Origin of the sequence: Streptomyces malaysiense, from assembly GCF_000980885.2 — a bacterium.
Taxonomy (GTDB): Bacteria; Actinomycetota; Actinomycetes; order Streptomycetales; family Streptomycetaceae; genus Streptomyces; species Streptomyces malaysiense.
On sequence record NZ_LBDA02000079.1, the window covers coordinates 21,480 to 38,539 of the forward strand.

The 17,060-nt window shown below is 75.3% G+C and carries 17 protein-coding genes; 12 read left to right on the forward strand and 5 right to left on the reverse strand.

Annotated features, from left to right (window positions below; genetic code table 11):
• Positions 1-22: 22 nt before the first annotated feature.
• Positions 23-568, forward strand: a complete 546-nt coding sequence (locus VT52_RS28530) for a GNAT family N-acetyltransferase (RefSeq protein WP_046418222.1) — start codon at positions 23-25, stop codon at positions 566-568.
• A gap of 86 nt (positions 569-654) precedes the next feature.
• Positions 655-2,628 carry a DUF5107 domain-containing protein gene (locus tag VT52_RS28535; protein ID WP_046418220.1) on the forward strand — a complete coding sequence of 658 codons (1,974 nt, stop codon included), beginning with the start codon at positions 655-657 and terminating at the stop codon, positions 2,626-2,628.
• Positions 2,629-2,632: 4 nt separating this feature from the next.
• Here VT52_RS28535 and VT52_RS28540 read toward each other — a convergent pair whose 3' ends face one another.
• Positions 2,633-2,980, reverse strand: coding sequence for a VOC family protein (locus tag VT52_RS28540; RefSeq protein ID WP_046418218.1), 348 nt, complete (start codon positions 2,978-2,980; stop codon positions 2,633-2,635).
• Positions 2,981-3,062: 82 nt separating this feature from the next.
• Between VT52_RS28540 and VT52_RS28545 the strand changes: the two genes are divergently transcribed.
• The 4 genes from VT52_RS28545 (at position 3,063) to VT52_RS28560 (ending at position 6,815) form a co-directional block, all read left to right on the forward strand.
• Positions 3,063-3,503 (forward strand): phage holin family protein, encoded by a 441-nt coding sequence (locus VT52_RS28545; RefSeq protein WP_046418216.1) that lies wholly within the window; start codon positions 3,063-3,065, stop codon positions 3,501-3,503.
• A 485-nt stretch (positions 3,504-3,988) separates the two neighbouring features.
• A complete protein-coding gene (locus VT52_RS28550; protein WP_046418214.1) occupies positions 3,989-5,836 on the forward strand; it encodes a transketolase in 1,848 nt (615 codons plus the stop codon).
• Entirely contained in the window at positions 5,833-6,108 is a 276-nt protein-coding gene (locus VT52_RS28555; RefSeq protein ID WP_079175336.1) for a hypothetical protein, read from the forward strand. The genes VT52_RS28550 and VT52_RS28555 overlap by 4 nt, the downstream gene beginning before the upstream one ends.
• A complete protein-coding gene (locus VT52_RS28560) occupies positions 6,105-6,815 on the forward strand; it encodes a GvpL/GvpF family gas vesicle protein (RefSeq protein ID WP_046418212.1) in 711 nt (236 codons plus the stop codon). The genes VT52_RS28555 and VT52_RS28560 overlap by 4 nt, the downstream gene beginning before the upstream one ends.
• Positions 6,816-6,854: 39 nt before the next feature.
• Here the strand turns inward: VT52_RS28560 and VT52_RS28565 are convergent, their stop codons facing one another.
• Both VT52_RS28565 and VT52_RS28570 read right to left on the reverse strand, forming a co-directional pair.
• Positions 6,855-7,676: a class I SAM-dependent methyltransferase gene (locus tag VT52_RS28565; protein ID WP_046418210.1), complete on the reverse strand. Its 822-nt coding sequence runs from the start codon at positions 7,674-7,676 to the stop codon at positions 6,855-6,857.
• Positions 7,677-7,809: 133 nt separating this feature from the next.
• Complete coding sequence (locus VT52_RS28570) at positions 7,810-9,318, reverse strand: bifunctional phosphatase PAP2/diacylglycerol kinase family protein (RefSeq protein ID WP_079175337.1); 1,509 nt, start codon at positions 9,316-9,318, stop codon at positions 7,810-7,812.
• An 81-nt stretch (positions 9,319-9,399) separates the two neighbouring features.
• On the opposite strand from VT52_RS28570, the gene VT52_RS28575 reads away from it, so the two are divergent.
• The 3 genes from VT52_RS28575 to VT52_RS28585 all read left to right on the forward strand — a co-directional run bounded on the left by VT52_RS28575 (position 9,400) and on the right by VT52_RS28585 (position 12,134).
• Positions 9,400-10,056 (forward strand): histidine phosphatase family protein, encoded by a 657-nt coding sequence (locus VT52_RS28575; RefSeq protein WP_046418206.1) that lies wholly within the window; start codon positions 9,400-9,402, stop codon positions 10,054-10,056.
• An 84-nt stretch (positions 10,057-10,140) separates the two neighbouring features.
• Positions 10,141-11,760: an ABC-F family ATP-binding cassette domain-containing protein gene (locus VT52_RS28580; protein ID WP_046418204.1), complete on the forward strand. Its 1,620-nt coding sequence runs from the start codon at positions 10,141-10,143 to the stop codon at positions 11,758-11,760.
• An 86-nt stretch (positions 11,761-11,846) separates the two neighbouring features.
• Positions 11,847-12,134, forward strand: a complete 288-nt coding sequence (locus VT52_RS28585; protein ID WP_046418276.1) for a DUF6158 family protein — start codon at positions 11,847-11,849, stop codon at positions 12,132-12,134.
• Between the two features lie 144 nt (positions 12,135-12,278).
• Here the strand turns inward: VT52_RS28585 and VT52_RS28590 are convergent, their stop codons facing one another.
• Complete coding sequence (locus VT52_RS28590; protein WP_046418202.1) at positions 12,279-12,821, reverse strand: type 1 glutamine amidotransferase domain-containing protein; 543 nt, start codon at positions 12,819-12,821, stop codon at positions 12,279-12,281.
• A 110-nt stretch (positions 12,822-12,931) separates the two neighbouring features.
• Complete coding sequence (locus tag VT52_RS28595; protein ID WP_046418199.1) at positions 12,932-13,309, reverse strand: DUF2795 domain-containing protein; 378 nt, start codon at positions 13,307-13,309, stop codon at positions 12,932-12,934.
• Positions 13,310-13,683: 374 nt separating this feature from the next.
• Between VT52_RS28595 and VT52_RS38215 the strand changes: the two genes are divergently transcribed.
• The 3 genes from VT52_RS38215 (at position 13,684) to VT52_RS28610 (ending at position 16,993) form a co-directional block, all read left to right on the forward strand.
• Positions 13,684-14,460 carry a hypothetical protein gene (locus tag VT52_RS38215; protein ID WP_046418198.1) on the forward strand — a complete coding sequence of 259 codons (777 nt, stop codon included), beginning with the start codon at positions 13,684-13,686 and terminating at the stop codon, positions 14,458-14,460.
• A gap of 201 nt (positions 14,461-14,661) precedes the next feature.
• Positions 14,662-15,900, forward strand: coding sequence for an aminotransferase class I/II-fold pyridoxal phosphate-dependent enzyme (locus tag VT52_RS28605; RefSeq protein WP_046418273.1), 1,239 nt, complete (start codon positions 14,662-14,664; stop codon positions 15,898-15,900).
• Positions 15,901-15,913: 13 nt separating this feature from the next.
• On the forward strand, positions 15,914-16,993 hold the full coding sequence (locus VT52_RS28610) for an MBL fold metallo-hydrolase (RefSeq protein ID WP_046418196.1): 1,080 nt from the start codon (positions 15,914-15,916) through the stop codon (positions 16,991-16,993).
• Positions 16,994-17,060 lie beyond the last annotated feature (67 nt).

The following is a 17,060-nucleotide window of genomic DNA, read 5'->3' on the forward strand; positions in this document are numbered from 1 at the left end:
ACGGAGCGCGTAAGCTGGCCGGATGCCGCACGTCGCGTCCCGTCATCTCGCCGAAGGCCCCCGGGTGGGCATCCGTCACTTCACCCCCGAGGACGGCCCCGAGTTCACCTCGCGCGCCCGCGAGAGCAAGGACCTGCACCGGCCGTGGCTGTTCCCGCCGGACAGCGAGAACGCGTACGCCGAGTACGCGGGGCGGCTGATCGGCGACCCCACGAAGGCCGGCTTCCTGGTGTGCGAGCGTGACACCGGGGACATCGCCGGGTTCATCAACATCAACAACATCGTCCGGGGCGCCTTCCGGTGCGGCGCCCTCGGTTACGGCGCGTTCGCGCACGCCGCCGGGCGGGGGCTGATGCGCGAGGGCCTGGACCTGGTGATCGGCCATGCCTTCGGACCGCTCGGACTGCATCGCCTGGAGATCAACGTCCAGCCGGAGAACGCCGCCTCGATCGCGCTGGCCCGCGGCGCCGGGTTCCGCCTGGAGGGCTTCTCACCGAAGATGATCTACATCGACGGGGACTGGCGCGACCACGAACGCTGGGCGCTCACCGCGGAGATGCGCGCCTGACCTCGGGCGGTCCCGCTCCTCGCCCCCGCAATTTGCGCAATCCTGACCGGCAGCTCCTCTGGCCGAGTCACCGCCCGCCGGGTTCCATGGTCGTCGTGACAAGGATCCGACGTGAGGTACTGACCCTGCCCGCCGCCGAGTTGGGCCCGGACAACCCCCTGCCCCCGCTGCGCCCGCTCGACGAGGTCCACCGCATCGACGACCGCGACCGGGAGGACATCCCCGGGGACATGGCGCGCGGACTCGGGTACGCGCCGCTGCGCAGCCTGCTGCCGGTCCGCCTCCGCGACGGCTACGGAAGAACCCGTGAACCCCGCTCCCTCGACGCCCTGGTGATCGAGAACGACCGGCTGCGCGCCACCGTCCTGCCCGGCCTCGGCGGCCGTGTCGCCTCCCTGCTCCAGCTGCCGACCGGACGCGAACTCCTCTACCGCAACCCGGTGTTCCAGCCCGCCGACTTCGCCCTCAACGGCGCCTGGTACTCCGGCGGCATCGAGTGGAACATCGGCGCCACCGGCCACACCACTCTCTCCTGCGCCCCCGTGCACGCCGCGCGCGTCCCGGCCCCCGACGGCGGCGACATGCTGCGCCTGTGGGAGTGGGAGCGGCTGCGCGACCTGCCCTTCCAGGTCGACCTGTGGCTGCCGGACGGCTCCGACTTCCTCTACGTCGGTGTGCGTGTCCGCAACCCGCACGAACACCCGGTGCCCACGTACTGGTGGTCCAACACCGCCGTACCCGAGGAGGTCCGGGTCCTCGCCCCCGCCGAGGAGGCGTGGCAGTTCGGCTACGAGCAGCGGCTGCGCCGGGTGCCCGTCCCGTACTGCGACGGCGTCGACCGCACGTACCCCCTCAACAGCCCGTACGCCGCCGACTACTTCTACGACGTGCCCGACGGCCGGCGCCGCTGGATCGCCGCACTGGACGCGGACGGGCGCGGACTGGTGCAGACCTCCACCGACGTGCTGCGCGGACGCAAGCTGTTCGTCTGGGGCAGCGGCACCGGCGGCCGCCGCTGGCAGCGGTGGCTCACCGAGCCGGGCACCGGCGGATACTGCGAGATCCAGGCGGGCCTGGCCCGCACCCAGCTGGAGCACGTGCGACTGGACGCGGAGAGCGAGGTGTCCTGGCTGGAGGCGTACGGCCCGCTCGACACCTCGCCCGCCGGGGAGTGGCCCGGCGCCGTCCAGCAGGCCGAGGAGGAGCTGGAGTCGGTGCTGCCGCGCGCCCGCGTCGAGGAGGCGTACGCGCGCTGGCGGCCGCACGCCGACACCGAACCCGGCGAGACCCTCGCCACCGGCTCCGGCTGGGGCGCGCTCGAAGTGCTGCGCGCCGGATGGAAGCTGCCCGGCACCCCCTTCCCCGAGGCCACGCTCGGCCGGGCCCAGCAGCCCTGGCGGGAGTTGCTGCGCACCGGCGGCCTGCCCGCCCCGCGCGGTCCGGAGCCGGCCGGCGAGACGCTGGTGGCCCCGCCCTGGCGGGAACTGCTGGAGACCGCGCCCGCCACCTGGCACGCCGAGTACCACCTGGGTATCGCCCAGTGGCACGCGGGCGACCGCGCCCAGGCCGTCCGCAGCTGGGAGCGCGCCCTGCCGCTCGCACCCGCGCGCTGGCCGCTGCTGCGCGCCCTGGCCGTCGCCGACGCGGACGACGGCCACCACGAGCGGGCCGCCGACCGGTACGCCGACGCGTTCGCCGACCTGTGCGGCGAACGGCGGGCCGGGGACGCGGACCGGGAGGCGGACCGGCTCGCCGCGAGGGCCGCGCTCGGCCGCGAGACGCTCGAGGCGCTGCTGCGGGCCGGGCGGACGGCGGACGCCCGCGCCGTGTGGGAACGGCTGCCGCCGAGGGTCCGGCAGCGCGGCCGGTTCCGGCTGCTGGAGGCGGAGTTGCTGCTGGCGGAGGGCCGGCGGGCCGAGGCGCGGGCCGTGTTCGACGCGGGCTTCGAGATCGCCGACCTGAGGGAGGGCTCCCGGGCGCTCGACCGGGCGTGGGCCCGCCTCACCGACGAACCCCTGCCCGCCCGCTACGACTTCAGGATGCGTCCCGGCCCGGCCTGAACACTCAGCCGTGCTGGTCCACGTACTCGAAGATCGATCCGTCCGGGTGCATGGCGAGCATGTTGCTGCCCGCCGGAGTGGGCACCGGCTCCACCAGGATGCGGGCGCCGAGACCGGTGAGCAGCTGACGCGCCTCGCCCACGTCCTTGACGGCGATGGTCGCGGTGACCTTCCGCAGGATCTCCAGCTCGGCTTCCGGACCGCTCATCAACAGGAAGGAGCCGATCGCGGCGACCCGGACCCCGCCGCGTTCGAACCGCTGCGCCGTGCCACCGGCCAGCCGCTCGTAGAAGGGGATCGCGGTCTCGATGTCGGCAACGCAGATACGCAGCGAGGCGCCCATAATCTCCATGCGGACGAGCCTAGTTGGGACGAGGGCCGACGCGCAGGCAGCCCCGGAGTTACCCAGGGTGCGCACAGGGTACCCGCATGACATGAACCGTTCGCAGCCTTTGGATCATGTGGAACATCTCGACAAGGGGCTGGTCGAGGAGCTGGCGCAGGTGGCCCGTGTGACGGTGCGGGAGGAGCTGCGCGAGCAGACCCGCAAGCAGCGTCGTACCGCCGTGCTCTACGGTGCGTCGGGCGCCGCCGCCCTGTACGCGGGCGGCGCGGTCTCCGTCGCCGTCGGCCTGCTCCTGGCGACCGGGCTGCCCGGCTGGGCGGCCGCGCTGATCACCGGGGCACTGATGGCCGCGGTGGCGTACGCGCTGCGGGCCGCCGCCCATTCCTCGGGGCGCGGCCCGCACCCGCCGCACCGCGTGGTCGGCGGCACCCCGCCGGTCGCGCCGCCGGGCGGCTACGGCACGCTGTACCCGCCGATCCCCAAGAATCCGCCGCATACCCCGGCCGACCGGCGCGACCGGAGCCGATAGCCGAGCAGGCGCGGGGAGTCCCCCTCCGGCAGCTCTCCGCGGCCCGGCCGCCCCTCGGCCGGCCCGTACGGCCCCTTCGCGCGGCCGTACGGTCGTACGGCGGAAGCAGGGACACCGCCTTCGAGAGCGCGCCGATCACCGGAACGCCCGAAGGGCGCGTCGCCCTGCTTTCGTCACACGGACGGCGGTGGTCCGGTACCGGCAGTGTCCGCAACCCTGCCCGCCCGGCCGTCCACGCCCGTGCCGCGAGCCCGGCCGGCCCCCGGTGTGCTCCGCCCGGGTGAGCGCCCCCGCGTTTGGTTGGTCCGGCTCCGGATACGCGGAAAACCTCGCACGAGCCCACCGCCCGAGGCGTCACCGTGGGTCGACCGCGCGTCCTGTTCGTCGGCGCCGGTCCCGCCGGCCGCTCCCGCGCTCCGGTGATCCCGGGTGCCGCGCCGAGGACGCACAGCGGCCGACGACCACGATCTCGCGCAAGGAGAGCCATGGACACCGCCGAACTCGCCGAAGTCGGACAGCAGTTGCGTGTCGACAGCGTACGGGCCGCCGCGGCGGCGGGCTCCGGGCATCCCACGTCCTCGATGTCCGCCGCCGACCTGATGGCCGTACTCCTCGCCAACCATCTGCGCTACGACTTCGAGCGCCCCGAGCATCCCGCCAACGACCGCTTCGTGCTGTCCAAGGGCCATGCCTCGCCCCTGCTGTACTCCGCCTACAAGGCGGCGGGCGTCGTCGAGGACGGTGAGCTGGTCACCTTCCGCAAGCTCGGCAGCCGGCTCGAAGGACATCCGACACCCCGCAGGCTGCCCTGGGTGGAGACGGCCACCGGCTCCCTGGGCCAGGGCCTGCCCGTAGGGGTCGGCATCGCCCTCGCCGGGCTGCGCCTGGACCGCACCGGCTACCGGGTGTGGGTGCTGTGCGGGGACAGCGAGCTGGCGGAGGGCTCGGTGTGGGAGGCGGCCGAGCACGCCGGGTTCGAGAACCTGGACAACCTGAAGGTGATCGTGGACGTCAACCGGCTCGGGCAGCGCGGCCCCACCCGGCACGGCCACGACCTGGACGCCTACGCCCGCCGCTTCCGGGCGTTCGGCTGGCACGCCATCGAGGTCGACGGCCATGACGTGGACGCGATCGACCGGGCGTACGGGGAGGCGCTGTCCACCGCCGGGCAGCCCGTCGTGATCCTCGCCCGCACCCTCAAGGGCAAGGGCGTGGCCGCCGTGGAGGATCAGGAGGGCCACCACGGCAAACCGCTGCCCGACGCGGACGAGGCCATCGCCGAGCTCGGCGGCCCCCGTGAGCTGCGCATCCGGGTGGGTGAGCCGCCGGCCGCCGCCGCACTGCGCGACCGCACCACCGAGGTGATCCGCCTCCCGCGCTACGACCAGGGCGACGAGGCCGCCACCCGGGACGCCTTCGGCGCCGCCCTCGCCGCGCTCGGCGACGCGCGCGGCGACGTCGTCGCCCTGGACGGCGAGGTCGGCGACTCCACCCGCACCGAGGCGTTCGCCGAGGCGCACCCCGAGCGCTTCTTCGAGTGCTACATCGCCGAGCAGCAGCTCGTCGCCACCGCCGTGGGCATGGCGGTGCGCGGCTGGGTGCCGTACGCGGCGACGTTCGCCGCGTTCCTCACCCGCGCCCACGACTTCGTGCGCATGGCCTCCATCAGCGGCTCCGGGATCAATCTCGTCGGCTCGCACGCCGGTGTCGCCATCGGGCAGGACGGGCCTTCGCAGATGGGCCTGGAGGACCTCGCCATGTTCCGGGCGATCCACGGCTCCACTGTCCTCTACCCCTGCGACGCCAACCAGACCGCCCGGCTGGTCGCCGCCATGGCCGGGCTCGACGGCATCCGCTATCTGCGCACCTCCCGCGGCAAGACCCCGGTGCTCTACGACGCCGACGAGGAGTTCCCGGTCGGCGGCAGCAAGACGCTGCGCTCCTCGGAGGAGGACCGGCTGACCGTCGTCGCCGCCGGGGTCACCGTGCCCGAGGCGCTGGCGGCCGCCGACCGGCTCGCCGAGGACGGCGTCGCGGTCCGGGTGATCGACCTGTACTCGGTCAAGCCCGCCGACGCCGAGACGCTGCGCCGGGCCGCCGAGGACACCGGCTGTCTGCTCACCGTCGAGGACCACCACCCCGAGGGCGGTATCGGGGACGCGGTGGCGGAGTCCTTCGCCGACGGCCGGCCCGTGCCCCGGCTGGTCCGGCTCGGGGTCCGTACGATGCCGGGTTCGGCGGCCCCCGACGAGCAGCTGCACGCCGCGGGCATCGACGCCCTCGGCATCGTGGCCGCGGCGAAACTGCTGGTGGAGGAGGCGGTGGTGCGGTGACCGAGGACGTGGCCCGGCCGGCGGGGGCGGGCCCGCGCACCGGGCGTCCGGGTGGTGAGCGTTGTGCCTCACCGCTCGCCACCGGGCCGCGGCTCACGGCCGCCTCGGTGGACAAGGCGAAGGAGATGGGGATCGACTGGTGGGAGAGCGACCCGGCCCCGTCCTCCCGGGCCCGCCGGGACCGGCCGGCCCGGGAGGACACCGAGCCGGGAGGACGGCCGGCCCGGCCGCGCGAGCCGGAGCCGGGCCGCGCGCGGAAGGAGGCGTCATGACCGGACTGCGCTATGTGTACGCCGTCTGCCGTCCCCTCGGGGCGCCCCTCCAGGCCCAGCTGACGGGCATCGGAGGCGCGCCGCCGGCCCTGCTGTCCCACCGCGGGCTGATCGCGGTGGTCAGTACGGTCCCCGAGGCCGACTTCTGCGAGGAGGGGCTCAGAGCCCACCTGGAGGACCTCGACTGGCTGACCGCGACCGCCCGCGCCCACCAGGGCGTGATCGACGCGCTCACCACCGTCACCACCCCGCTGCCGCTGCGCCTGGCGACCGTCTTCCGGGACGACAGCGGGGTGCGCAGCATGATGGAGGCGCGCGAGACGGACTTCCTGCGCGCCCTGGACCGGCTGGAGGGCCGGGTGGAGTGGGGCGTCAGGGTGTTCACGGAGCCGCCCCCGGACCCCGCCGCGGCCGATCTCCGGGCCGCCGAGGCCTTCGCGGACGCCCTGCACCAGCGGCTGTCCGCGTACGCCGAGGCCAGCCGGCTGCATCCCCCGCAGAGCGCGTCGCTGTCCGGCGCCCTGGGCCGCAATGTGCTGAACGCGGCCTATCTGGTGCCCCGGGACCGCTCCGAGGAGTTCGTGGAGCTGGTGGACCGTACCAAGGACGAGGCCGGCGGGCTGCGGGTGGAGCTGACCGGGCCCTGGGCCGCGTACTCGTTCAGCGGGCTCGCCGAGGAGGACGCGCGGGTGACGGAGGGCCGGTGACCCCCGTGGACACCGCAGACCCTCCGAGGGCCCCGGCCCTCACGCCTCCTTGCGGCACAGGATCTCCCCGTGCAGCACCGCGAACCAGCCGTCCTCCCGCCGTCCCCACTCCCGCCAGGCGTCCGACACCGCCCGCAGCCGCTCAGGTGTGGCATGGCCGCCCGCCGTCGCCCGTTCGGCGTAGGCGGAGGCGAGGGTGCGGTCCGCCCACAGACCGCTCCACCAGGCGCGTTCCTCCTCGGTGGCGAAGGTCCAGGTGCCGCAGGTCGCGGTGATGTCCCGCAGCCCGGCGGCCAGCGCCCAGGACCGCAGCCGGCGCCCGGCGTCCGGCTCGCCGCCATTGGCGCGCGCCACCCGCTCGTACAGCTCCAGCCAGTCGTCCAGTCCGGGAAGTGCCGGGTACCAGGTCATCGCCGCGTAGTCCGCGTCCCGTACGGCGATGAACCCGCCCGGCTTCGTCACCCGGCGCATCTCGCGCAGCGCCTGCACCGGATCGCCCACGTGCTGGAGCACCTGGTGGGCGTGGACCACGCAGAAGGTGTCGTCCGGATAGTCCAGGGCGTGCACGTCCGCGACCGCGAAGTCCACGTTGGCCAGCCCGCGCGCGGCGGCCGTCTCCCGTGCCCGCTCCAGGACTCCCGGGGCGTGGTCGACGCCGGTCACCCGCCCGTCCGGCACCAGCTCGGCCAGATCGGCGGTGATGGTCCCGGGCCCGCAGCCGATGTCCAGGATCCTCATGTGCGGCTTGAGGGAACCTAGCAGGTAGCCCGCGGAGTTGGCGGCGGTGCGCCAGGTGTGCGAGCGCAGCACCGACTCGTGGTGCCCATGCGTGTAGACGGCCGTCTCCCGTGCTTTCGGCATGCCGGTTCCCCTGTTCGTCGCGTCCCCGACGCGTTTCTCGTCGCACCGGCCCCACCGGCCCGCGCCACGGTTCACGGTACGCGCGCAGGCCGAATAATGAGATCCGCGTTTTGCCATATGGACTGACGGCTCGTCAGGACGTGCTGGGCAGCGGGCGGTAGACCGTCAGCGCCTCCGGCAGCTTCTCCACCGTCACCTCGCCGGAGACGGTCGTGACCTCGCCGTCGTAGGCCAGCGGGGTGCAGGGCGCGAGGCCGGTCAGCCGCAGCCGGTTCACCTGGACGGCGGCGTGCGCGGGCGAGCGGGTCAGGGGTCCCGCGGCGGCCGCGGCGAGCAGCCGCAGCGCGGGCCGGCCGCTCCCGTGCACCACGCGCACGTCCAGCAGCCCGTCCGCCAGATCGGTGCGCCGCCCCGGCGCGAGTCCCATCCGGTGGTAGATCCCGTTGCCGGTGAACAGCATCCACATCGGCCGCCGTTCACCGCCCAACTCCACCTCCAGCGGATGCCGGCCCTCGCGCAGCACCCGCAGCGCGCCGAGCAGCCCGGCCGGCCAGCTGCCGATCCGGTGCGACCAGGAGTCCCGGGCGCGCACCAGCTCCGGGTACACCCCGAGGCTCAGCGTGTTCAGGAACAGGCCCTCGGTGTCCTCGGAGACGAACCGGCCCGCGTCCACCCGTACCGCCTCGCCCTTGCGCACCGCGCGGGCCAGGTCGCGCTCGTCCTCCACGCCCAGGTCGAGCGCGAAGTGGTTCAGGGTGCCGCCCGGCAGTACGGCCAGCGGCAGCCCGTGCCGCAGGGCGACGGCGGCGGCCGTGTTCACGGTGCCGTCGCCGCCGCACACCCCGAGCACCCGCGCCCGCGCCGCCGCCTTCGCGAGCGCGTCGCCCGTCTCGCCGGGCTCGCACTCCACGATCTCCGCGCGAGGCAGTGCCGCCTGCAGCCCGTGCACCCGCTCCGAGGTGCCCGAGCCCTTGTTGGCGACCACCACGAGCCCCTCGCCCTCCGGCAGCGCGGGCACCTCGGCGCGCGGCCGGGCGCTCGGCACCGTCGTCGCGCGGGCCGGCACGAGGCGCCGCACCAGGAAGGCGGCGCCCGCGCCCAGCGCCGCACCGGCCAGTACGTCGCTCGGGAAGTGCACCCCGGTGTAGACCCGGGAGGCGGCCACCGAGAACGCCAGCGGCGCGACGGCCGCGCCCCACGCCGGGGACTCCAGCGCCACCCCGACGGCGAAGGCGGCCGCCGAGGCCGCGTGGCCCGACGGGAACGACGTGGTGACCGGCTGGTGCCGCAGCCGCCGCCCGCGCGGTACCGATTCGAGCAGCGGCCGGGCCCGGCGCACGGAGTGCTTGCCGAGCGTGTTGACGGTCGCGGAGGCCACGGCGAGCGAGGCCAGGCCCCGTACGGCGGCCCGCCGCGCCCGGGGCGTACGGCTCGCCGCCACCCCCGCGGCCACGGCGGCCCACAGCACCCCGTGGTTGGCGCTGCGGCTCAGCCGGGGCAGCACACGCTCGGCCCCCGGCCAGGTCCAGTGGGCGGCCCGCTCGAAGAGGTGGGCGTCGGCCGCCAGCAGCCGTTCGAACAGGGGATGCGGGGCGGCGGTCGGGACGGTCAGGTCCACGTGCGGAGTCTCGGTCCGGTTCATAGGGGTGCGGTTACCCTGAAGTGCCCGTTTCCTGTCCCACCGCGTCCCGCGCCCTGCGGATGCCACGAGGAGACCGCCCGGATGCGCCTGCTCCTGATCCGCCACGGCCAGACCACGTCCAATGTGCGCCGGCTGCTGGACACCGCCGTACCCGGGCCGGGGCTCACCCCGCTCGGCGAGGCCCAGGCCGCCGCGCTGCCCCGGGCGCTGGCCGCCGAGGACATCGGCGCCCTCTACGCCTCCCCGCTGATCCGCACCCGGCTCACCGCCGCCCCGCTGGCCCTGGCGCGGGGGCTCGTGGTGACCGTCCGCGACGGCATCCGCGAGCTGTCCGCGGGCCACCTGGAGATGCTGCCCGGCGACGCCCCCGAGGCGGAGACCTACATGCGCACCGCCTTCGCCTGGTCGGCCGGGCACACCTCGCTGCGCGTCCCCGGCGGGGAGAGCGGCGAGGAGGCGCTCGCACGGTACGACGCCGTGATCGAGGAGGTGTGCCTCGGCGGCGCGGGCACGGTCGCCCTGGTCAGCCATGGCGCCGCCATCCGGATGTGGACCGCGGCCCGCGCCCGCAACATCGACGTCGCCTTCGCCGCCGCGCGCCCGCTGGCCAACACCGGTGTGATCACCCTGGAGGGCGACCTGGGGGCCGGCTGGCGAGTGCTGACCTGGGAGGACCACACCGTCGAGCCGCCGGGCACCCCCGGCCCGGCGGGCGAGCCGCTGGGCACCACCGGCTGAACCGGGGCGGGGCGCGGAGCCTCGGCGGCGGCGCCCGGATAACGGTTTGCCCCGGTCCGCCCCCGGACCGGAGAATGCGGCCCCATGGGACATCTGGAAGCCGCGCACCTCGAGTACCACCTCCCCGACGGGAGGACGCTGCTCGGCGATGTCTCCTTCCGGGTCGGCGAGGGCTCTGCCGTCGCCCTGGTCGGCCCGAACGGGGCGGGCAAGACCACCCTGCTGCGGCTGATCTCCGGCGAGCTGAAGCCGCACGGCGGCTCGGTCACCGTGAGCGGCGGCCTCGGAGTGATGCGCCAGTTCATCGGCTCCGTGCGCGACGGGACGACCGTGCGGGACCTGCTGGTCTCCGTCGCCACGCCCCGCGTCCGCGAGGCCGCGAAGGCGGTGGACGAGGCCGAGCACGCCCTCATGACGGTGGACGACGAGGCCGCGCAGCTGGCCTACGCGCAGGCCCTCGCCGACTGGGCCGAGGCCCGCGGCTACGAGGCCGAGACCCTGTGGGACATGTGCACCACCGCCGCGCTCGGGATGCCGTACGACAAGGCGCAGTGGCGCCAGGTGCGCACCCTGTCCGGCGGTGAGCAGAAGCGCCTGGTGCTGGAGGCGCTGCTGCGCGGCACCGACGAGGTCCTGCTGCTGGACGAACCGGACAACTACCTCGACGTGCCCGGCAAGCGGTGGCTGGAGCAGCAGCTCAAGGAGACCCGCAAGACGGTGCTGTTCGTCTCCCACGACCGCGAACTCCTCGCCCGCGCCGCCGAGAAGATCGTCTCCGTCGAACCGGGACCGGCCGGCGCGGACGCCTGGGTGCACGGCGGCGGCTTCGCCACCTACCACGAGGCCCGCCGTGAACGCTTCGCCCGCTTCGAGGAGTTGCGCCGCCGCTGGGACGAGAAGCACGCCCAGCTGAAGAAGCTCGTCCTGAACCTCCGTCAGGCCGCCTCCGTCAGCCATGAGATGGCCTCGCGCTACGCCGCCGCGCAGACCAGGCTGCGCAAGTTCGAGGAGGCCGGGCCGCCCCCGGAGCCGCCGCGCGAGCAGGACATCACCATGCGCCTGAAGGGCGGCCGTACCGGTGTGCGGGCGGTCACCTGTGCGGGACTCGAGCTGACCGGTCTGATGCAGCCGTTCGACCTGGAGGTGTTCTACGGCGAACGGGTCGCCGTCCTCGGCTCGAACGGCTCCGGCAAGTCGCACTTCCTGCGTCTGCTGGCCGGCGAGGACGTCGCGCACACGGGCGGGTGGAAGCTCGGCGCCCGCGTCGTACCGGGCCACTTCGCGCAGACCCACGCGCACCCCGAACTCCAGGGCCGCACCCTGCTGGACATCCTGTGGAAGGAGCACGCGCAGGACCGCGGCCCGGCCATGTCCCGGCTGCGCCGCTACGAGCTGACCCAGCAGGCCGAGCAGTGCTTCGAGCGGCTCTCCGGCGGCCAGCAGGCCCGGTTCCAGATCCTGCTGCTCGAACTCGCGGGCGTCACCGCCCTGCTGCTGGACGAGCCGACCGACAACCTGGACCTGGAGTCCGCCGAGGCCCTCCAGGAGGGTCTGGAGGCCTTCGACGGCACGGTCCTCGCGGTCACCCACGACCGCTGGTTCGCCCGTTCCTTCGACCGCTTCCTCGTCTTCGGCACCGACGGCCGGGTCCGCGAGACCCCGGAGCCGGTGTGGGACGAGCGCCGCGTGGAGCGGGCCCGGTAGCGGCCGGCGGTCGCCCGGCGGCATGCGGAGGCCGGGCGACCGGGATGTTCGTACAGTGGATTCAGGAACGCCAGTACCCGGACCCGATGAACGGACACGACGAGCGGGGCACCACCATGACCGGAGTCGACCCCAGCCGACTGGACGACCAGCAGCTCATGAAGGAGCTGGAGACGATCCACCGCACGCGCCACGACACCCTCCTGTACGGCTCCAACGACGCGCTGCGGGCCCACAACGAGCGCATGGCGCAGCTGGAGGGCGAGTATCTGCGCCGCAACCCGCGTCGCCTGGTCAGCGCGGGCCGCACCCGCGAGGGCGCCCGGGAGCGCCACTGCGGCGAGTCGGTGACCCCGGGGCAGCCCGGCGTCTGAGCCGGTCCGTCCGAGCGGTCCGGCGGCCGGGCGCGCCGGCGTCCGCGGGACGCCGTCCGCCTGACGCCGCCCGCACGGTCCGCTTGGCGAGGGGCCGGTCCGTCGCGGGCCGGCCCCTCGCCATGTCACCGGGGGAGCGGGACGTCAGCCGGCCTCCGCCTCGAACACGCGCAGGAAGGCCTCGCAGAACGCCTTCAGGTCGTCGGGCTTACGGCTGGTCACCAGCTGGTTGGGCCCCTGGTCGCAGATCTTGACCTGCTCGTCCACCCAGGCGCCGCCCGCGTTGCGGATGTCCGTCTTCAGACTCGGCCAGGACGTCAGCACCCGGTCCCGTACGACGTCCGCCTCCACCAGCGTCCACGGGGCGTGGCAGATCGCGGCGACCGGACGCCCCTGGTCGAAGAAGTCCTTCACGAACCCGACGGCCCTCTCGTCCATCCGCAGGAAGTCCGGGTTCGCCACCCCACCGGGCAGGACCAGCCCCCCGAATGAGCCGGCGTCCGCCTCGCCGACCACCTCGTCCGCCTCGAAGGTGTCCGCCTTGTCGAGATGGTTGAACCCCTGGACCTTCCCGGAACCGGTCGACACCAGCACCGGCTGGTGCCCCGCGTCCGCGGCGGCCTTCCACGGCTCGGTCAGTTCCACCTGCTCGACGCCCTCGGGCGCCACCAGAAACGCGATGCGCATGATCTTCGTCTTCCTTTCCCGGTACGCCGCACGGCCCGGACGGCCCGGACGTGCCGTTTCCTCGCCCCGGGCGGCGGCGTCCGATCACCGCGTCCGCCGCCCGGCCTCGCTCACCGGCCGCCCGAGAGCGCCTCGGCCAGTTGCTGGACATTGCGGAACCGCTCGCCGCGCGGCAGCTCCGCCACCGCGTCCACCAGCGGATCCGGCGCGTTGTCCCGGCGCAGGGCCGAGACCAGCTCACCCGGGCGGGCCGGGAAGGCGCCGCGGCTCAGGCTGCGGGCCAGTTCCAGCCGCACCCGTTCCAGGGACGCCGGGGAGCCGAGCCCGCCGACCGGGCCGCCGGTCACCTCCGGGTCGTCGTCGGCGGCGGGCTCCGGGTCGTGCCACTCCTCGACCCGGGTCGGGTGCCCGGACCTCAGCAAACCCTTGAGCTCGTGCTTCATCTCGTCGTCGCGGTGCACGTTCAGCCGGTCACTGCCTCGCTGCATATCTCCCTCCAGGGGTCGAACGTGGCACCCGCGTACCCGGTACGGCACCACCGACACCGCCGGCCACCGCCCGGTCCGGTCCGGCTGGAACTCCCGGCGCCCCGCCGCCGGCCTTCGCCCCAGCCGCTCCCGGCCGGCGCGTGGAGGCTTCGCCCCGCGCCGCGCCGTCACCCGGGTGGGTGCCCGCGTCCCGCGAATGGGGCCCGGCCGCGCGCGCCGGGGCGCGCGGCGGGCTGTGATGGCTGGGGAGGGAGAGGGGTACGGCCCCGGGCGCCGGAGGGCGTGCGCGCCGTACCGCCGCCCCCGCCGCCCGCACGACCGCGCCCGTACGACCGTCAGCCCGCCGCCCGCCGCAGCTCCCGAGGAGCCCTTCCATGCGCCGCACCGTCCGCGCCCTGCCCGTCGCCCTCGCCGCCGGCGCCGCGCTCGCCCTGACCGGCCCCGTGACCCTCGCCGCGGCGGCCACCCCCGGCGCGGGGTCCGCGAGCTGCGCCCCCACGACCGTCCCGGAGCCGCAGATGCCGGGCACCACCCGGTCGCCGGCACCCGCGCCGGACCCGGACACGGGGGGCACGGCGGGCCGGGTGCCCGGACCCACGTCCCGGGCGAGCGACGGCCCTGGCACCCGTGTGAGCGACAGCCCCGGCACCCGGGCGAGCGACGGCCCCGGCAAGCCGTGCGGCGGAACCCGGACCGGGACCGGGACCGACACCCAATGCCGGGCGGGGGAGACCTGCGCCGATGACGCACGGCAGTGCGCCGGCGGCAGGAGCGGGTCCTGCGCCGACGACGACCGGGCCTGCGCCGGAGCCCGCTCCGGCGCCTGCGAGGACACCGGCGGCGACTCCTGCCGCGAGCCCCGGTCCTCCTCCGGCTACTCCGAGGACTCCTACGACGACGGTGGCGGCGACGACCGCGACGGCGACACGAGCCGGAGCCCCGGGAACGGCGACGACGGGGGCGACGACTGCGCCGCGGGCGGGGGCGGCGATCAGCACGGCGTGGCGGCCGGCGCGGGTGGCACCTTCAACGACTCGGTACCCGCCCTGGCCGGGGGCGGAGCCCTGATCGCCGCCGCCTGCGCGGGCGCCGGCTACCGGATCCACGGCCGCTTCCGCACCGGCGGAGGTGACCGGCCGGCGGACGTGTGACCCGCACAACTCCCGCTCCGGCCATGGAGTTACGGCGAGCGGGTACACAGCATCCCGAGGACACCCACCCGACCCACCGGACCCGTCCCCCGAGCGCCGCGCCCGCGGCACCCTCCGGCGCGGGGCGGGACGGGTGCCGGGCGGTACACAGCACGGCACGGCCCCGTGCCGGGCGCCACCACGGACTGCGCGGAGGCGGACATGCGGCGGACGGACCCCGAGGGCCACGGCCCGGTCCGCTACGGCCCACCGCTGCCCGGCGACGGACTGCCGGTGCTCCCCGAACTGACCGCCGTGGTCGCCGCCGCCGCGGGCCGGGCCGACGCCCAGCCCGTCGGCGGCGCCCCCGCCCTGCTGGAGTCGGCCTGCGGCTACTGGACCCGCCGCGCCCTGCCCTGCGTCCCCGACCAGGTCGCCGCCGGACCCGGCGCCCCCGCGCTGCTCCTCGCCCTCACCGCCGCGCTCGCCGGGGACGGCGCGGACGTCCTGGTGCCCCGCCCCTGCGCCGCCTGGTGGGCCCCCTACGCCCGGGTCCTCGGCCGGCCCGTCTTCCACGTGCCCACGCCCGCCGAGAGCGGCGGTGTCCCCGATCCCTACGCGTTGCTGGAGACCGTGCGCCGGGTCCGCGCCGAGGGCGGCGACCCCAGGCTGCTGGTGCTGTCCGTGGCCGACGACCCCACCGCCACCGTCGCCCCGCCCGAACTGCTGCACGAGACCGTGGAGGCGGCCACCGCCGAGGGCCTGTACCTGGTCAGCGACGAGACCTGGCGCGACACCGTGCACGCGCCGCGCGACACCGTCCTGCTCAGCCCCGCCGAGATGCGGCCCGACCGGGTCACCGTGGTCACCGACCTGGCCGGCGCCCTGCTGCCGCCCGGCTGGCCCGCCGCCGTCGCCCGCTTCCCCGCCTCCGCCGCCGGACAGCGCCTGCACGGCCGGGTCCTGGACATCCTCACCGGGCTCGGCGCCCGCGTCGCCACCCCGGTCGCCGCGGCCGCGTGCTACGCCCTCGACGAGCCCCCGCCCGTCACCGAGCGCCGCGAGGCCGCCGTACGGCTGCACGCCCGGCTGGCCGACGCGGCGCACGCCGAGGTCACCGCGGCCGGCGCCCTCGCCCGCCCCCCGCAGGCCGGCCGTCATGTCTACGCCGACCTGAGCCCCTTCCGCGAGGCGCTCGCCGCCCGAGGTGTGAACGACGCTCAGGAGCTGGAGGACTTCCTGACCGCCCGGACCGGCAGGCCCGCCCCCGGCGGCCACCGCTTCGGAGACGACCTGGCGGCGCCGCGGGTACGCCTCGGCACCGGGCCGCTGCTGGGCGGCACGGACGAGGAGCGCGGGCAAGCCCTCGCCTCGCCCACACCATGGGAACTGCCCTTCGTGCAAAGCTCGTTGATCTCCTTGAGGTCGGTCCTCGACGATCTCCGCGACGACGCCCGGTGATGGGAGCCCCTCGATGACGCAGCAGACGCAGGAGTCCGGTTCGACCCCGCCGACCGACAACGCGTCGGCGGCTGCCACGACTTCGACGGCGACCGCTCCGCCCACCCCTGGCACGCCTCCCTTCCCGCCGCTGGCCGAACCCCGTCCGCTGGGCGAACGCCGGGTGTGGCCGCGCACGTTCCACGACCGGCTCACCGCGCCGCTGCCCGGCCTCAAGGCCCTCGCCCGCTTCGCCCGCGAGGGTGCCGTGCGCCCCGACGCACAGGGCCTCGCCGACGTCCCCCGGCTGCCGTACGCGCCCGCTCCGCTGCCTCGCGCCGGCACCGGAACCCTCGCCGTCACCTGGGCGGGGCACGCCAGTTGGATCGTCCAGCTGGGCGGTCTGACCGTGCTCACCGACCCGGTCTGGTCGCGCCGCATCCTCGGCACCCCGGCCCGCATCACCCCCGTCGGCGTGCCCTGGGACCGGCTGCCCCGCATCGACGCGGTCGTCATCAGCCACAACCACTACGACCACCTGGACGCCCCGACCCTGCGCCGGCTCCCGCGCGACACCCCGGTGTTCGCGCCGGCCGGGCTCGGCCGCTGGTTCCGGCGCCGCGAGTTCACCTGCGTCACCGAGCTGGACTGGTGGGAGGGCGCGGAACTGGCGGGCGTCCGCTTCGACTTCGTGCCCGCCCATCACTGGTCCAAGCGCACGCTGACCGACACCTGCCACAGCCTGTGGGGCGGCTGGGTGCTCACCGCCCCCGGCGGCCCGCGCCTGTACTTCGCCGGCGACACCGGCTACGGCCACTGGTTCTCCCGCATCGGCCGCCGCTACCCCGGTATCGACCTCGCCCTGATGCCCATCGGCGCCTACGACCCCCGGTGGTGGCTCAGCGACGTCCACTGCGACCCCGAGGAGGCCGTTCAGGCCACCCTCGACCTCGGCGCCCGCCGCATGGCCCCCATGCACTGGGCCACCTTCGTCCTCTCGGCCGAACCGGTCCTCGAACCACTGGCCCGCGTACAGGCCGCCTGGGTGAGGGCGGGCCTGTCCCGCGAGGACCTGTGGGATCTCCCGGTCGGCTCTTCGAGACAGCTGGACTGAGGCGACCCCGGCGGGGGCGCGGGACCGTGTCCGAGGTGCGGTCGTGCCGTGCGGGCGCGAACGACCG

Bases quoted from the DNA above. Each gene is read 5' to 3' on its own strand.
- VT52_RS28565 (WP_046418210.1), bottom strand. From the start codon at position 7,676: ATGCCGAAAGCACGGGAGACGGCCGTCTACACGCATGGGCACCACGAG.
- VT52_RS28580 (WP_046418204.1), top strand. From the start codon at position 10,141: ATGGGACATCTGGAAGCCGCGCACCTCGAGTACCACCTCCCCGACGGG.
- VT52_RS28570 (WP_079175337.1), bottom strand. From the start codon at position 9,318: ATGAACCGGACCGAGACTCCGCACGTGGACCTGACCGTCCCGACCGCC.
- VT52_RS28560 (WP_046418212.1), top strand. From the start codon at position 6,105: ATGACCGGACTGCGCTATGTGTACGCCGTCTGCCGTCCCCTCGGGGCG.
- VT52_RS28550 (WP_046418214.1), top strand. From the start codon at position 3,989: ATGGACACCGCCGAACTCGCCGAAGTCGGACAGCAGTTGCGTGTCGAC.
- VT52_RS28530 (WP_046418222.1), top strand. From the start codon at position 23: ATGCCGCACGTCGCGTCCCGTCATCTCGCCGAAGGCCCCCGGGTGGGC.
- VT52_RS28605 (WP_046418273.1), top strand. From the start codon at position 14,662: ATGCGGCGGACGGACCCCGAGGGCCACGGCCCGGTCCGCTACGGCCCA.
- VT52_RS28540 (WP_046418218.1), bottom strand. From the start codon at position 2,980: ATGGAGATTATGGGCGCCTCGCTGCGTATCTGCGTTGCCGACATCGAG.
- VT52_RS28585 (WP_046418276.1), top strand. From the start codon at position 11,847: ATGAACGGACACGACGAGCGGGGCACCACCATGACCGGAGTCGACCCC.
- VT52_RS28590 (WP_046418202.1), bottom strand. From the start codon at position 12,821: ATGCGCATCGCGTTTCTGGTGGCGCCCGAGGGCGTCGAGCAGGTGGAA.
- VT52_RS28575 (WP_046418206.1), top strand. From the start codon at position 9,400: ATGCGCCTGCTCCTGATCCGCCACGGCCAGACCACGTCCAATGTGCGC.
- VT52_RS28610 (WP_046418196.1), top strand. From the start codon at position 15,914: ATGACGCAGCAGACGCAGGAGTCCGGTTCGACCCCGCCGACCGACAAC.
- VT52_RS28545 (WP_046418216.1), top strand. From the start codon at position 3,063: ATGAACCGTTCGCAGCCTTTGGATCATGTGGAACATCTCGACAAGGGG.
- VT52_RS38215 (WP_046418198.1), top strand. From the start codon at position 13,684: ATGCGCCGCACCGTCCGCGCCCTGCCCGTCGCCCTCGCCGCCGGCGCC.
- VT52_RS28595 (WP_046418199.1), bottom strand. From the start codon at position 13,309: ATGCAGCGAGGCAGTGACCGGCTGAACGTGCACCGCGACGACGAGATG.
- VT52_RS28535 (WP_046418220.1), top strand. From the start codon at position 655: ATGGTCGTCGTGACAAGGATCCGACGTGAGGTACTGACCCTGCCCGCC.